Below are 14,031 nucleotides of genomic sequence, written 5' to 3'. Positions count from 1 at the left end.
GTAGTTTTATTTCTTGGCATGGGTATTTATTTGGGTCATTTGGATGCCGACCTTACAATAGTATATGTCCGCTATATGAAATGGTTTGTTATTTATGTTCAGTTAAGTATAATTTAGAAAAGAAAAACACCTATTTTTTAATAGGTGTTTTTCTTGCAAATTGGCTTATAAATTAAGGGAAAGATTTTTCTTTTAATTAAAATTTATTAATCTTCTCTATGATCATGTTTATGTTCGTCATGTTCTTTACAATGTCTACGACGTTTACAACAGAAACGATCACAATCAGGTGAATTTATAGAGATTACGTTAATTTTGTTAATTGCAATACGTGCTAATCCCGGGAAACAATCAAAGTCAGATAAAATGATTACGTTGTTTCCTTGAAAACCTTGGAATGTTGCACTTGTAGGTGGTTGACAATCATATTGAATAACAATACAAGTACCAGGAGTTAATGTTCTTAAGAATTGTAATAACTCTGGATTGTTATTCATTTCTCTTTTATTGTCTTCTCTTTCTTCTTTTCTGTGATGTTCTTTTCTGTGATGTTCTCGTCTATGATGATCACATCTGTTAAAATCACAACCTCCACCAAAACCAAAACCCATAAAATTACCCCCTTTCGTTCGTCAGTACATCTTATGCTCGTCTAGAAAGGATGGTGTGAGTATAGGAGTCTAGTTAAGTGTGGATTTTTTATTTAATTATGGAATTTGTTTAATAAGGATCTTTTTATGTATTATCCCTTAAACATTATGTCCTAATAATGTATTACTAAAAAATTTGCCAACTTGTCTATTTCAATTCTTATGCTAGAACATATTCTATTTTGATAACTAATAATAAGTTAATTTAATAGAGTTACATTGTTAGGTGTCAAAATTAGAAATAAAGGAAGGTGATAGAGAATGGATAATAATGAAATTCTAACTCTGTTGCAAGCATTTCAATTGGTTGGGGCGAGAGTTGTATTATTTTTGCCATCATTTCACGTAGAAGGAATTATTACACAAATTGGAGAAAATTTTGTTACTCTTCGTCGTGGTAATGGGGAAGCTATTGAAGTAGAAAGTAATGCGAACGGTGGAACTCTTGAAAATCCAAACCAAATTAGTGTTATGATTGCTAGCATTTTAGCGGTAAGTGATGATCGAGGAGCATAATAAATTAAAAATGTACTGGGTATTATAAATACCCAGTACATTTTTGTATAATGTGTTTACTATATAATACATACTTATTATAGGAGGGGTATAGGTGTGTCAGTTTTGTTTTAATTCTGATAATGGCAAACGTAAATTTAGATTGATTGATATAAATCCGATTCCTCTTATCGCTCCATTTAAATCAAGAAGAAATTTTGATCCTTTATTAGAATCAGAAAAATCTTCTGATGTTTTATTACAATCAAAAAAGTCCTCTAACACCTCTTTAGAATTAAAGGGATCTTCTTCTTATCATTCAGTAGTGAATAGTTCTAGTAATAATTTTGCAGAATCAACAAATGAGATTAGAGAACTTTTATATGCTTATCAGTTGCTTCATTTACGTACTGTATTGTTTTTGAAAGGAATTCATATTAAAGGTTTTATAATGAATGTGAGTCAAAATTTAGTTACTGTAATTGGACCCAATGTAGAAGTAGCAAGTAATTCAACTGGTAATATTATAGATTTTCCGAACAAAATTAATGTTAGACTTGAGTCTATTCAAGCAATTGGTGATGTAAAATAGTTTCTCGTTAAAATGTAAAAAACAATAGGGTAAAGAGTGATTTTTAATGTTGATTTATATTATATGGCAAAATTAAATCGAAAATATATCAAGAATATTATCTTTTTCTTCTTTGTTAATTCCAATATATTTTAGATTGACACTCCTTGCTCATTTAGGGCTGGGAGTGTCCAATCGATGCATATTAGCAGTAACATCGAGAAATGTTAATCTATACGTTAGAGTTACCCCTTATATTTTGAGAAGGCCCTGAATAAGGTTTCTTTTTGCTACACCTTTTGAGAATGACAAGCATATACTAGAGTGTGGGGGAAACCACTTTATATATAGGAGCATCTAACAATTGTGGATGCTCTTTTTATTTGCACACAAAGAATTGTTAAAAATACTATATTGAAGGGGCTATTCTACAAACTCCTTTTTAGAGGGACATGTATTCCCCAATAGAGCTGTTGTGGATTTAAAATAAAGTTCGATAATTTGTAATAAAGATTGATAAAAAGATCTATTTTGTAGAGTATTTCTTTGTTCAACAATCGGGCCAAATTGTTTAGTAGTTTTAGGGGGGATCAAAAGATGGAATGGTTTACTTTTCTTGTTTTTCCAGCATTCACTTTAGGTGGAATAGCTTTAGGGCTCGCCCTTCACTCAATCAAAAAAATAAAGAACATGGAAAGGAGAGTTGAGGAATTAGAAAACAAAAATAAATAAATCTATGACTTTTGTCAATAAAGTGTCCCAGCTAAAATTTAAGTGGATTTTTACAATGATTATTCCATAAAAGGGCGCTTTAATTGAGCAAGGATCACAAAAATTATCAAACTTTTTTATAAAAGATGATTCAATTGAATATAGAAAAGGCGTGTTTTGATCAATCTTTTTTTCAAAACACGCTTTTTCTATTTGCTCTTTTATCAAGGTCTATTAAGTTAATTTAATCAAACTTTATTCTAAGGCTACAGCTGTGTCATGTGAAAGGGAAAAACATTGCTATTTATTTCATTCTCATAATCTTTCAAGGGCACTTAAGTTTTTTTGAATATTCCTTTCATAATCAGGAATAGCTACTCTACCAAAAATAAAGTCGGCTTGTACATATTTTGTTTGGAAGTGTATCATAATTTGGAATTGAACAGTCTGTGTAAGTTCTATGTCTCTATTAAATGATCTTCGCAACAGAACTTTGCTCCTTATTTATATTGAACTAATCGCCACTTAACCTCCTCACGGACTGTGTGAAGTGGGATATTCCTAAGTACGGAAACCTAACGGTTCTAATCAATTAAGCTATCCCTGTAGTTCCTACGGTTAAGAGAGAGATCGCTTCGTTGTAGCTTTGAAATAAAGTTTGATCAAAATGGATTCTTCTCCAGCAGATTTAAGATTAGTTTTTATAAAAAAATTTGATTATTTCTACCCATATTCTTCCACAATCGTGCCCTTTTGCGGAAGAATATTGATTTATTTTGGTGAAAAAAAACAACATTTAGGTTCCTTATGACATTTTTCTAATATAAGTTGTAACATTGCCTAAACAACAACTACCTTGTGGATTGTTTACTTCACAACCACATCGGTTTTCTTTTATGTTTTCGCGAATATGCTCTACTGGATTAGGAGTAAGTCCATTTTCCACATATTGTTTAATTTTTTCTTTTGTCCAATCAAAACAATAACAAATTGGTGTAGTTGCTGAGTCATCTTTTTGATGTACAGCTACCTTTATGTCAGATACAAAATGCTTTTTATTATTCGTATCAAAATAGACTACATCACAATCTTCGTTTGAACAAAAATAGTGATTTTCTTTAGCATTTAATGTTTCTAATGCTGATGGTTTAAGCAATGATTTTAGTGTAATCAACTTTACAATCTTAGCTTTATTTTTACATGATGGACAATGACCATTATTTTCAATTTTTATTCCTTTAAGGTTACTACAACAATCTTCCATTGTTCTTCCACCTTTACAATTTATTATTTTTATAAATATTCTTCTGCTTTCTTTTCTGAATCCATTAAGGTTTCGATAATAGGACATTCGTAAATATCTTTGTTTTCGGGACATCTTTCTTTAAGGTCTATCAACATTTGTTCAATTTTTTTAAGGTCTTGAATTTTACGTTGGATGTCCTCTAATTTAAGAACAGTGAAATCATATATGTCACGGCACTTTGCTTCATTGCGATCGACAACCCCTAGCAATTTGTCAATTTCATTTAAGGTAAACCCCAATTCCTGCGTCCGTTTTATGAAACTCAAACGATCGACCATTTGTAGGGAATACATTCGGTATCCTTTTTCGGTACGATTAGGCTCTGGCATTAAGCCTAAACGTTCATAGTATCGAATGGTCTCCTTGTTAACGCCACACTTTTCAGCCAGTCCTCCAATACGATATTGCATCTATCTCACCTCATATAAAGTATAAACCCTGTACCATAGTACAGGGTCAAGGGAAGTATTATTTACTATATTATCGATCTACTTTCTTAAAATAAACCGTCATTTTTCAATAAGCCTTACTCAACAATATGGCCCTTTAGTAGAGTAACTTTATTGCTACTCAACAGTTCCTTAATCTACCTTTCAGTTTAAATCTTCTTTTCACTATAAAAACACCCCTTTAGATAAACAGATCCAAAGGGGAAAAACGTCGCGACTTTATTCAAAAGATCGTGTCTTTTTTATAAACACCGTGACTTTATTTAAAAGCGACATTCGTTTCTAAGATTTAGTCCTGCATTAACATCTCTATCGTGATATGTACTACAAGAAGGGCAATCACACTCACGAAGATTAAGATTTTTAACGACTTTATTTTGGTAAATGCAATTCGAACATAGTTGACTAGAAATAAATGTTTTTGATATAACTACATCTTGCTTCACGTACCATTTTCTTTTTTAATTGAATACGCTCGTCAGAGAAAAAATGATACGTTAATCCTCTCTCCGCTTCTTTATAAGTATGATTCCACATAGTAAGAAAACGATTAAATACCAAACGACTGCAACCAATGGTTCTCAAGGCTTTTTATTCTTGATTCTAGTAAAAACGTAGGCTTACGCCTACCGACATTCATCTCCCACCTAAAATTGGTGTTCCACACCTTCACATTTTTGAGGAGGGAGTCTTCTGTCGGAAAAAGATAACAGTAATCTTTGCCCAGAATTGTTTGTATCGCGTATTAAAATTCCTCTATTAACATATTTAAAGCTTTTGACTTAATCCTTTCATATTCCATAGCTTCAGCAAGTTCATTAGCAAGTAATGGTGATTTTCTAACGTATTTTTCACGAATCACATCATACAATTCGTACGGAAATAACATATCAATGAACATAATTTTCTTCTGCTCTGCTGTTAAAGGAGAAACTGACTCATATGCGTTAATCATAATTTGAAATTGGTCTGCATTCCAAACACCAGTTGTATCTAGTAGGGGAATAATCATTTTACGCAAGTCTCGAATAGGGAGATCGTAAGAAACTGTATCTAAATCAATTACCCAAATTTGATTACTTGGATCTAATAAGGAATTTCCTGTTCCATAATCTTGATGACATAAATTGGGGAATGTTTGTAATTCATCAGTCCATTTTGTATATTCAGATTCCAATAGTCTTTGGTGTGTATGTTTTGCTTCTAAAATGAAAGCATCAATTTCAGCCAAATACAATTGTGAAAATGGGTCATCCGGCATAGTTGCGGATAAATTTTTCCAAATCTCCATCTGCTGAAATCTTTTAATGTAATGATTGGGCCAACGTCCCAGTTTTGTGAAGATAGGTATGCCTGGTGGCGGTTTGTAGCCAATAGAAGCTACATGAAAATCTGCTAACCCTTTCATAATCATTTCAAGGTCTTCTTGCATTGTTAGCTCAAACGGTCTTCCCTCAATCCATTCATAAACAACAAATAAAAATGGACCGTGTTTTGTATATAACTGATTCACTTTGCTTGGAATTATGCTCGGAACACGCATGCCTTTTTTGGCAAGATAATCTTGAGCGTGAATGGAAAATAAAGCCTTTTTTTCAGGGCGATGAATTCTCTTTAAGCAAAATGGTCCATCTGTAGTATGAATTTTCCATACTAAGGCTAGTTGTCCACCTTGTATTAATTCGATTGTAGTCGCTTGAATGTCCCAATGTTGAATCATTGTCTCTGCCAATGCTACTAATTTTTGCTCCTCTTCGGGCGATAATGTATACACCGCTTCTTCATTATGATTCTCCACATATACCACCATCCTTTTATACTCTCTTATTACTGTATGGTGCATGACCATTTTTGCTCTAGCCATTTGCCTTTAAGAAGAAAAAGTACTATTTACCAAATTTAATTATAAAAGATGAAAAAATGCTTGATAACTCACAAACATAAGGGTTTCTTCGTAACATATGAAGAAAGTTGTATTTTATGAAACAGGGAGGCGATTTAATGAAAATTGCGATAATATCCACTGAAAAGCTACCCGTACCAGCTGTACGAGGTGGAGCTATTCAAATTTATATAGATTCTGTTGCTTCCATTATTGCTTCAAATGGAAAAAATGTGACAGTTATTTCTATAACAGATCCTAATTTAAAATCAGAAGAAAAAAATCAAGGTGTAAGGTATATACGTTTTCCAGAAGAGGAGTATCTGCCTTATATTATTAAACATTTGAAACAGGAAAAATATGATGTGGTTCATCTATGTAATCGTCCCAATTGGATTACAATTTTACGTGAGGCGGCACCACAGACCAAATTCGTGTTAAGTGTGCATAATGAAATGTTTGCATACGAAAAAATAAGTGATAAAGAGGGCGAAGCATGTATTGCGGCTGTTTCCAAAATTGTAACAGTTAGTGATTATATAGGAAAAACAATTACCTCGCGCTTTCAAACTGCAAAAGCAAAGACAAGAACAGTATATTCTGGTGTAGATGTAAATGAATATTATCCTTCGTGGACCGTGAATGGTACAAAAGTTAAAAGTCATGTGCTAAAACAGTTGAATTTACAAAATAAAAAAATAGTTTTGTTTGTTGGACGCTTGAGCAAAGTAAAAGGTCCTCATATTTTGCTACAAGCTCTTCCTAAAATAATTGAGAAAAATCCAGACATTGTAATGGTTTTTATTGGTTCAAAATGGTTTGGAGATAACAATGTAAATAATTATGTAAAACATTTATATACCTTAGGTGCAATGTTTCCAGAACATGTAGTCTTTATTAAATTTGTTAAGCCAAAGGATATTTCAACACTTTATGCTATGTCAGATATTTTTGTTTGCTCTTCACAGTGGCAAGAGCCTCTTGCTAGGGTGCATTACGAAGCAATGGCAGCAGGGTTACCAATTATTACAAGTAATCGAGGCGGTAATCCTGAAGTTATTGAAGAAGGAAAAAATGGATATATTGTCAATGACTTTGAGAATCCTGATGCATATGCAGAAAAGATAATTAATCTTTTAAATAACGAAAATAAAAGAAAACAGATAGGGAAATATGGACGTGCGAAGGTCGAAAAAGAATTTAATTGGAACCGAGTTGCCACGGATTTAATGAAAGTGTATGAGGAAGTTTTATAAAATTTAAGAGGAGGATGATGAAAGTTGGAAGAAACAACTGGATTAGAGAGTGAACATTTAAAAAAGGTCCTTAGCTTTTATCCATTTGAGGTAAGTAATATCATTTTACAGTCAAGCAGAAGTGGGAGAACAATTTGGGAAGTTGAAACAGAAGAAGGATTAAAAATATTAAAACAAGCACATATGCACCCCAAAAGGATGCTTTTTATTGCTGGAGCACATTTACATCTCCTTCAAAATGGATTACCAATTACAAAAATTCATAACACAAAAAGAGGGGGCTTTTGTATTGGATCTGGTGAGTATGCGTATGTACTATATGATAAGCATCAAGGGAAAGAAGTTATTTATTATAATAAAGAACAATTAGAGAAGGTACTAATATATGCAGGTAAATTTCATCAAGCATCCGAAGGATATATTCCGATACAAGAAAGTAAAATTCGGGGTCGATTAGGAAAATGGCATAAATTATACAGATGGAAATTACAAGAATTAGAAGGAAACAAAAGGATTGCACTCTCCTTTCCAGATGATGTATTTTCAACTATGTTTTTAGAGTACGTCGATAAAATGTTAGCACGTGGTCAGAGAGCATTACAAGAAATAAATGATCCATATTTTGACCAATGGACAAAAGAAGTTATTGCATCTAACAGTTTTTGTCAGCAAGATTTTACTTTAGCAAGATTTGCAGAAATAGATGATGCTATGTTTATGAAAGAACTACATTCTATTACAAGTGATTTACCCGTGAGGGACCTACGTATCTTTTTAAATAAAGTGATGAAAAAAATGTCAGTTTGGGATACTAATTTAGCAATTCATATGTTGAGTGCATATGATTCAGAAAATTCCTTATCAGAAAAACAATTTCGTGTTCTTTGGACTGATTTATCGTTTCCTCACTTATTCTGTGCAATTGCACATAAATACTATTTAGGACAAAAGCGTTCTTGGTCTGATGAAAAGTATATTTGGGCATTGCAAAATATCATTGCACTTGAAGACTCTAAAGAAGAATTTTTACAAAATTTCTCTGATATTTACCACGAAATCAAGAGCAATAGCGGAGGGAAATAAGATGAATTCAGAACAAGAAGAGATAGTAATCCCTATTTTAGATTTAGAGAAATTTGTGTTTTCTCCACCAGGGCCAATGGGATGGGAATTGTCAGAGTATGAGCAGCAAAAAAATATTGTACTAAATGAATCTTCTGTGCTAGAGAATTTAGCGATTATTAAGGAAATAGAATTAGAGGAGTTACCCAAAATCGGATTGCTAGATTTAGAAGAACAATCCCCACAAAAAACTACAATAATTGATGAAGTAAAAGATAAAGAGGTTCAAAATGCAATAGAACTAGAAGAGCAATCCCCACAAAAAACTACAATAATTGATGAAGAGATTCAGAAGACGAGGAAGAAGAAAACGAAGAAGAAGAAGAAAACGAAGAAGAAGAAAAATACAATAGAACTAGAAGGGAAATCCCCACAAAAAACTCCAATAATTGATGAAGTAAAAGATGAAGAGATTCAAAATGCAATAGAACTAAAAGAACAAAACCCGGAACAAAATGAGGTCGTTCCAACTCAAATAGAAAAGCCAAAAGTAAAAGTCAAAATTATTACTCCCGATCATCCATTAAAAACCCCGTGGATAGCAAAATTAGTAAAGAGCGCTAAGGAAAATGAATAATGAAATTTCCGCAAATATATTAATCTTTTCATATTCTTTCGACATAGTATATATAAATCTATATTGAAGGAGTTAGGTAAATGGCTGATGTGAAAAGAGCAAAAATAAAACTAGATGTTGAGAATGGCTTTAGTGTTAATTCAGATGATGATTTACAGGAAGTTCTAAAATCTCTAGCTGAAATAATTCAATCTGGTACACATAATGGTGTAGAGGTTGAAATTCAATATGATGATGAAACAGAAGTTATCTTTACAGACGAGGACGAGGACGAGGACGAAGAAGAAGAAGACGAAGACGAAGACGAAGACGAAGACGAAGAAGACGAAGACGAAGACGAAGAAGACGAAGAAGACGAAGACGAAGACGAAGACGAAGAAGACGAAGACGAAGAAGACGAAGAAGACGAAGAAGACGAAGAAGACGAAGAAGACGATGACGAAGACGAAGAAGACGAAGAAGACGAAGAAGACGAAGAAGACGAAGAAGACGAAGAAGACGAAGAAGACGAAGAAGACGAAGAAGACGAAGAAGACGAAGACGAGGAAGAAGACGAAGACGAGGAAGAAGACGAAGACGAGGAAGAAGACGAAGACGAGGAAGAAGACGAAGACGAGGAAGAAGACGAGGAAGAAGACGAAGACGAGGAAGAAGACGAAGACGAAGACGATGACGACGACGATGACGATGATGATGATGATGATGAAGACGAAGACGAGGAAGAAGACGAAGACGATGATGACGACGACGATGATGACGACGACGATGACGATGATGACGACGATGATGACGATGATGACGATGATGACGATGATGATGAAGACGATGATGATGATGATGACGACGACGATGATGACGATGATGACGATGATGACGACGATGATGACGATGACGATGATGACGATGATGACGACGATGACGATGATGACGATGGTGAAGAAGAAGACGCGTAAAATAATTAGCACTAAAATACGCTTGGTTCTCCAAGCGTTTTTTGTTCTTCAAAATATACATAATAGGCAGCCGTTATCATTTTCCGACAGAAGACTCCTTCCTCAATTTGCGTGAAGGTGCGATAGCACCAGCAAATAGGTAGGAGATGAATGTCGGTTGGCGTAAGACAAAATGTTTGTTACCATATACTTGTACAGATTGCTCTTTGAAAACTGAAGATATGAGATTGGTTGCAGAAAAATCGTTGCAACCGTAAAATTTTCAACGTTCAATCACCCCACGCTTGCCGAAGTTGCGAAAACCAAGCTAAAGTAGGAAGCGTGGTGAGTCAACGTGTAAGATACTTATGTTCTCACCGTAGGAACTGCAGACAGAGCCTGCTAAGATAACTGGTGAATACATCGGTGTTCGCAGGAATCCCCCACTTCAAACAGACTGCAGGGTCGTTAAGTGGGGATAGTTCAAACAATTAGAATTTTGAGAGGGCGTATTAGATTTCTAGCAGGTTGATTAGTAGATTCTGCTACTTGTTTATATACCTGATCTAGTTTTTTTGCTGTATGCTTAAATGTAAAGTTTTCCTCCACAATTTTTCTTCCGTTTTCAGCAATCCATTGTGCAAATTCTCGTTGAGATAACAAAGCCTGGACAAGTCTGGCAAACTCCATTGGATTATCATATTGTTCTACTAGGCAGCCGTTATATTCATCTGTTATAACTTCTGCATTTCCCCCACGGTTTGTTGTAATAATTGGGATTCCAGCAGCCATTGCTTCATAATGAACACGTGCCAATGGTTCGTTCCATTGTGAGCTACATATAAATATATCCCCCATTAGAAATATATTATGAATTTGATCTGCAGGAATAAATTTGGTGAAAATTACGTGTTCTTTAATTGGCCTAGCTATTCTATATAGCTTTTTAACATATTTATTTACTCGGTTATCACTAAACCATTTACCACCAACAATTACAAGTACCGTATCTTTATGCGTTTGAATAATCTTCTTCATAGCTTGAATGAGCAAGTCTGGACCTTTATTTTTGCATAATCGGCCAACAAATAGAATCACTTTTTTATCTTGGATACCGTATTTTGTACGAAATGCATTTCTTATCTTTTGTCCTGTTGGTGTCCAGATGGAGGGAGATTGTTTTAAATTAACACCAGAGTAGACAATGGAAATCTTTTCTTCAGCTTGTGGAAACCTCTCAATCACAGTTTGTTTAATATAGTTACTAACAGTCACAATGGCGGTAACCATTTCAATAATAAGATTGCCTTCACAAATAGATAGTTTATGTTCAGCAAACATATCGTTATGAAGACCTAATACAAATTTACTGTGTGGAGAAGCTTGTTTATATAGAGGTATATTTTTAGGACGATTAAAGACATGTATAATATCAAAGGTATTGGTTTGGAGTGTTCTTATAACATGCTGTTCATATTCTTTTTGAGGAAGATACACGTAATTGACATTATCTTGTGTTTTTTGATTTGGAAGACTTGGATCTGAAATAGAGAAAATAGTAAGTTCATAATCTTGACTTATATAGGGGGACACCCCATCAATCATCATTTGAATTGCTCCACCTTTAATCGCGGGAGATGGTAATTTTTCTGTACATATATATGCAATTTTCATAAACTAATCCCCTTTGTATAGTTGTTTTATATATTGATATTCTGCTTCCAGTCCGTCGAATAGGGAAACTGTTGGAGAATATTGCAGTAATGTACTAGCCTTAGATATATCTGCCCATGTTTGCTTCGGTTCCCCAGGAACTGATTTTAGAAAGTTTTTGGTTGCTGATTTACCTAATATTTTTTCTAACATAGAAATGATGTCCAAAATGGATGCTTGTTCTTTTCCACCGATATTGATAACTTCACCTATTATATTTTTTTTTGTTTCTAAAGCGGCCACCGTTCCTCTTATACAGTCATCAATATAGGTAAAATCACGTGTTTGTGTTCCGTCACCAAATATTGTGAGAGGTTTATCTTCTAGCATTTGTTTAATTAATCTATGAAATGCCATGTCAGGACGTTGCCTTGGCCCATACACTGTGAAATATCTTAAAATAACAATTGGTATGTGAAAATTTTTGTGATAAACATGACATAAGTGTTCACCACCTAATTTTGTAACACCATATGGGGATAGAGGGGTAGGTAATAAATCTTCAGAAACTGCGCCAGATTTTTCACCATAAACAGAAGAGGTTGATATATGAATAAATTTATCTAATTTTATGTGCTTACAGGCTTCAAGTAACTGCTGTGTAACCATTATATTATTTGTAACATAAGGCTGAAAATCTTTTCCCCAACTTGTTCTCACACCAGGGATAGCAGCTAGATGATAAATGACATCTATATCTTGTAATATTTTTGATAAATCTGTATTTAGAATGTCTTCTCGTATGAATTGAAAACGTGAATTTAATTCGAGAGATTGTATATTACCTGTCTTTAAAGTGGCTGGAGTAGGACCGATGAAATGATCAATTCCAACTACATGATATGCACTATTTTTAAGTAACGCTTGACACAAATGTGAGCCAATGAAACCAGCGGCCCCTGTTACAAGTATTTTCATGACCGACCCACTCCAATATATTGTAATCCGTATTTTTCTACTTCATCTTTTTCAATGCAATTGCGGCCATCCACGATTGTGCATCCCTTCATAACTTGTTTGACTTGTTTCCAATTAAGTGTTTTAAATTCATTCCATTCCGTGGCGATAATAATGCAATCAGAATTTGTAATTGAAGATTCTAGGTTATCATGCTGTGTAACTTGTCTTTTTAAATGTGAAGGAAGAAAAGCTTTGGGGTCATAAGCATGTAGATCATAGCCATGAGAAATTAATTTTTCAAGAAGTATTACGGCAAGGGAGCTACGAATATCATCAGTATTTGGCTTAAAGGCAATTCCTAAAACCGTTATTTTTTTTGAAGAGGGTTCTTTGATAGCTTTTTTAATTTTTTCAACATAGAGATCTATTTGTGTGGAGTTAATGGATTGTACAGCTTGTAAAATAGGAACTGCTACGTGCCTATCATTTGCTGTATAAATGAGTGAATGTAAATCTTTTGGGAAGCATGATCCTCCATACCCCATTCCCGCCTGAAGAAAATGAGGGTTAATTCGAAAGTCATAGCCAATTCCTTTTGCCACTTCAACAATATCAATGTTATATGCATCACAAATTCGAGAAATTTCATTTATAAAAGATATTTTGGTAGCCAAAAATACATTAGATGTATATTTAATCATCTCTGCTTCATTTAAACCTGTACAAAGGAAAGGAGCCCTAATCTCTTTATATATATCCTGCATAATTTTTAACGACTTTGTGTCACCTTTTTGGATACCTATAATAGTTCTATCTGGAATGAGCATATCGTGAACAGCAGAGCCTTCGCGAAGAAATTCAGGATTGGAGACAATATTGAATAAGGCCGATGAAACCCCACGTTTAATAAGTGTTTCATATAATTGTTGATTTGTACCTGGTGGAACTGTACTTTTCGTAATAATAGTTTTATACGATGTTATAACTGGAACCAGTAGATCAATGACGGAGTAGATATATTTTAAATCCGTCTTTCCACTTGATGTAGAAGGGGTTCCTACAGCGATAAAAATAACGGGTGATTGTCGAATAGCATTATCGATATCACAACTGAATTGTAATCGGTTTCTATTTTTGTGAATAAGCTCCTTTAAATCTGGTTCATAAATGGGGCACTCCCCCTTTTGGAGAGCTTGAATTTTTTCTTGATCCTTATCTACACATATAATATCATGACCTAAATCTGCTAATACTGCTGCTGATGTGATTCCCACATAACCAGAGCCTATAATACATATATCCATATGATAATCACCCCTCTGAACTTAGTACTATAGTACTAGTTGTTACAGTATATTGATGGACAAGATGGATTGGTGACAAATGAAAGGGCCTATTCATATAAGCAATGAAAGCAATCAGAAGGTAAGAGCCTCTTTTGGAATCGTCATGCGCGGGTAAGGAGGT

The 14,031-nt window shown here is 34.0% G+C and carries 15 protein-coding genes and 1 pseudogene; 7 read left to right on the top strand and 9 right to left on the bottom strand.

Features of this window, described 5'->3' with window-relative positions; translation table 11 throughout:
- Positions 1-206: 206 nt before the first annotated feature.
- Complete coding sequence (locus tag ACFWDE_RS18385) at positions 207-611, bottom strand: hypothetical protein (protein WP_377893792.1); 405 nt, start codon at positions 609-611, stop codon at positions 207-209.
- 300 nt (positions 612-911) lie between these two features.
- On the opposite strand from ACFWDE_RS18385, the gene ACFWDE_RS18380 reads away from it, so the two are divergent.
- The 3 genes from ACFWDE_RS18380 to ACFWDE_RS18370 all read left to right on the top strand — a co-directional run bounded on the left by ACFWDE_RS18380 (position 912) and on the right by ACFWDE_RS18370 (position 2,448).
- Positions 912-1,166: a hypothetical protein gene (locus ACFWDE_RS18380; RefSeq protein WP_002151793.1), complete on the top strand. Its 255-nt coding sequence runs from the start codon at positions 912-914 to the stop codon at positions 1,164-1,166.
- Positions 1,167-1,260: 94 nt separating this feature from the next.
- On the top strand, positions 1,261-1,737 hold the full coding sequence (locus ACFWDE_RS18375) for a hypothetical protein (RefSeq protein ID WP_377893789.1): 477 nt from the start codon (positions 1,261-1,263) through the stop codon (positions 1,735-1,737).
- 576 nt (positions 1,738-2,313) lie between these two features.
- Positions 2,314-2,448 (top strand): hypothetical protein, encoded by a 135-nt coding sequence (locus ACFWDE_RS18370; RefSeq protein ID WP_000454672.1) that lies wholly within the window; start codon positions 2,314-2,316, stop codon positions 2,446-2,448.
- 784 nt (positions 2,449-3,232) lie between these two features.
- Here the strand turns inward: ACFWDE_RS18370 and ACFWDE_RS18365 are convergent.
- From ACFWDE_RS18365 to ACFWDE_RS18345, 5 genes and pseudogenes are all read right to left on the bottom strand, one after another.
- A complete protein-coding gene (locus ACFWDE_RS18365) occupies positions 3,233-3,691 on the bottom strand; it encodes a putative iron-sulfur cluster-binding metallochaperone (RefSeq protein WP_088079268.1) in 459 nt (152 codons plus the stop codon).
- A gap of 29 nt (positions 3,692-3,720) precedes the next feature.
- Positions 3,721-4,143, bottom strand: coding sequence for a mercury resistance transcriptional regulator MerR1 (merR1, locus tag ACFWDE_RS18360; RefSeq protein ID WP_377893788.1), 423 nt, complete (start codon positions 4,141-4,143; stop codon positions 3,721-3,723).
- A 302-nt stretch (positions 4,144-4,445) separates the two neighbouring features.
- Positions 4,446-4,643: pseudogene (locus ACFWDE_RS18355) on the bottom strand (zinc ribbon domain-containing protein); the annotation flags it as partial.
- Positions 4,588-4,767, bottom strand: coding sequence for a helix-turn-helix domain-containing protein (locus tag ACFWDE_RS18350; RefSeq protein WP_080019237.1), 180 nt, complete (start codon positions 4,765-4,767; stop codon positions 4,588-4,590). The gene ACFWDE_RS18350 and the pseudogene ACFWDE_RS18355, both read right to left, overlap by 56 nt.
- Positions 4,768-4,927: 160 nt before the next feature.
- A complete protein-coding gene (locus tag ACFWDE_RS18345) occupies positions 4,928-6,031 on the bottom strand; it encodes a spore coat kinase CotI (protein WP_377893798.1) in 1,104 nt (367 codons plus the stop codon).
- A gap of 152 nt (positions 6,032-6,183) precedes the next feature.
- On the opposite strand from ACFWDE_RS18345, the gene ACFWDE_RS18340 reads away from it, so the two are divergent.
- The 4 genes from ACFWDE_RS18340 to ACFWDE_RS18325 all read left to right on the top strand — a co-directional run bounded on the left by ACFWDE_RS18340 (position 6,184) and on the right by ACFWDE_RS18325 (position 9,972).
- Positions 6,184-7,320, top strand: coding sequence for a glycosyltransferase family 4 protein (locus ACFWDE_RS18340; RefSeq protein WP_002151773.1), 1,137 nt, complete (start codon positions 6,184-6,186; stop codon positions 7,318-7,320).
- A gap of 24 nt (positions 7,321-7,344) precedes the next feature.
- Positions 7,345-8,403, top strand: a complete 1,059-nt coding sequence (cotS, locus tag ACFWDE_RS18335) for a spore coat putative kinase CotS (RefSeq protein ID WP_016103978.1) — start codon at positions 7,345-7,347, stop codon at positions 8,401-8,403.
- A 1-nt stretch (position 8,404) separates the two neighbouring features.
- Complete coding sequence (locus ACFWDE_RS18330) at positions 8,405-9,019, top strand: hypothetical protein (RefSeq protein ID WP_377893785.1); 615 nt, start codon at positions 8,405-8,407, stop codon at positions 9,017-9,019.
- 80 nt (positions 9,020-9,099) lie between these two features.
- Positions 9,100-9,972, top strand: a complete 873-nt coding sequence (locus tag ACFWDE_RS18325; RefSeq protein ID WP_377893784.1) for an ATPase — start codon at positions 9,100-9,102, stop codon at positions 9,970-9,972.
- 462 nt (positions 9,973-10,434) lie between these two features.
- Here ACFWDE_RS18325 and ACFWDE_RS18320 read toward each other — a convergent pair whose 3' ends face one another.
- The 3 genes from ACFWDE_RS18320 to ACFWDE_RS18310 are packed head-to-tail and all read right to left on the bottom strand — an operon-like array spanning position 10,435 to position 13,868.
- Positions 10,435-11,625: a glycosyltransferase family 4 protein gene (locus ACFWDE_RS18320; RefSeq protein WP_016093985.1), complete on the bottom strand. Its 1,191-nt coding sequence runs from the start codon at positions 11,623-11,625 to the stop codon at positions 10,435-10,437.
- 3 nt (positions 11,626-11,628) lie between these two features.
- Positions 11,629-12,582 carry an NAD-dependent epimerase/dehydratase family protein gene (locus ACFWDE_RS18315; protein ID WP_002151916.1) on the bottom strand — a complete coding sequence of 318 codons (954 nt, stop codon included), beginning with the start codon at positions 12,580-12,582 and terminating at the stop codon, positions 11,629-11,631.
- A complete protein-coding gene (locus tag ACFWDE_RS18310) occupies positions 12,579-13,868 on the bottom strand; it encodes a UDP-glucose dehydrogenase family protein (RefSeq protein ID WP_377893782.1) in 1,290 nt (429 codons plus the stop codon). The genes ACFWDE_RS18315 and ACFWDE_RS18310 overlap by 4 nt, the downstream gene beginning before the upstream one ends.
- Positions 13,869-14,031: the final 163 nt, after the last annotated feature.

It is taken from the genome of Bacillus sp. NPDC060175, assembly GCF_042728695.1.
GTDB lineage: Bacteria > Bacillota > Bacilli > Bacillales > Bacillaceae_G > Bacillus_A.
Note: the sequence above shows the minus strand (reverse complement) of the source record. Positions and strands in the feature narration are given on the sequence as shown.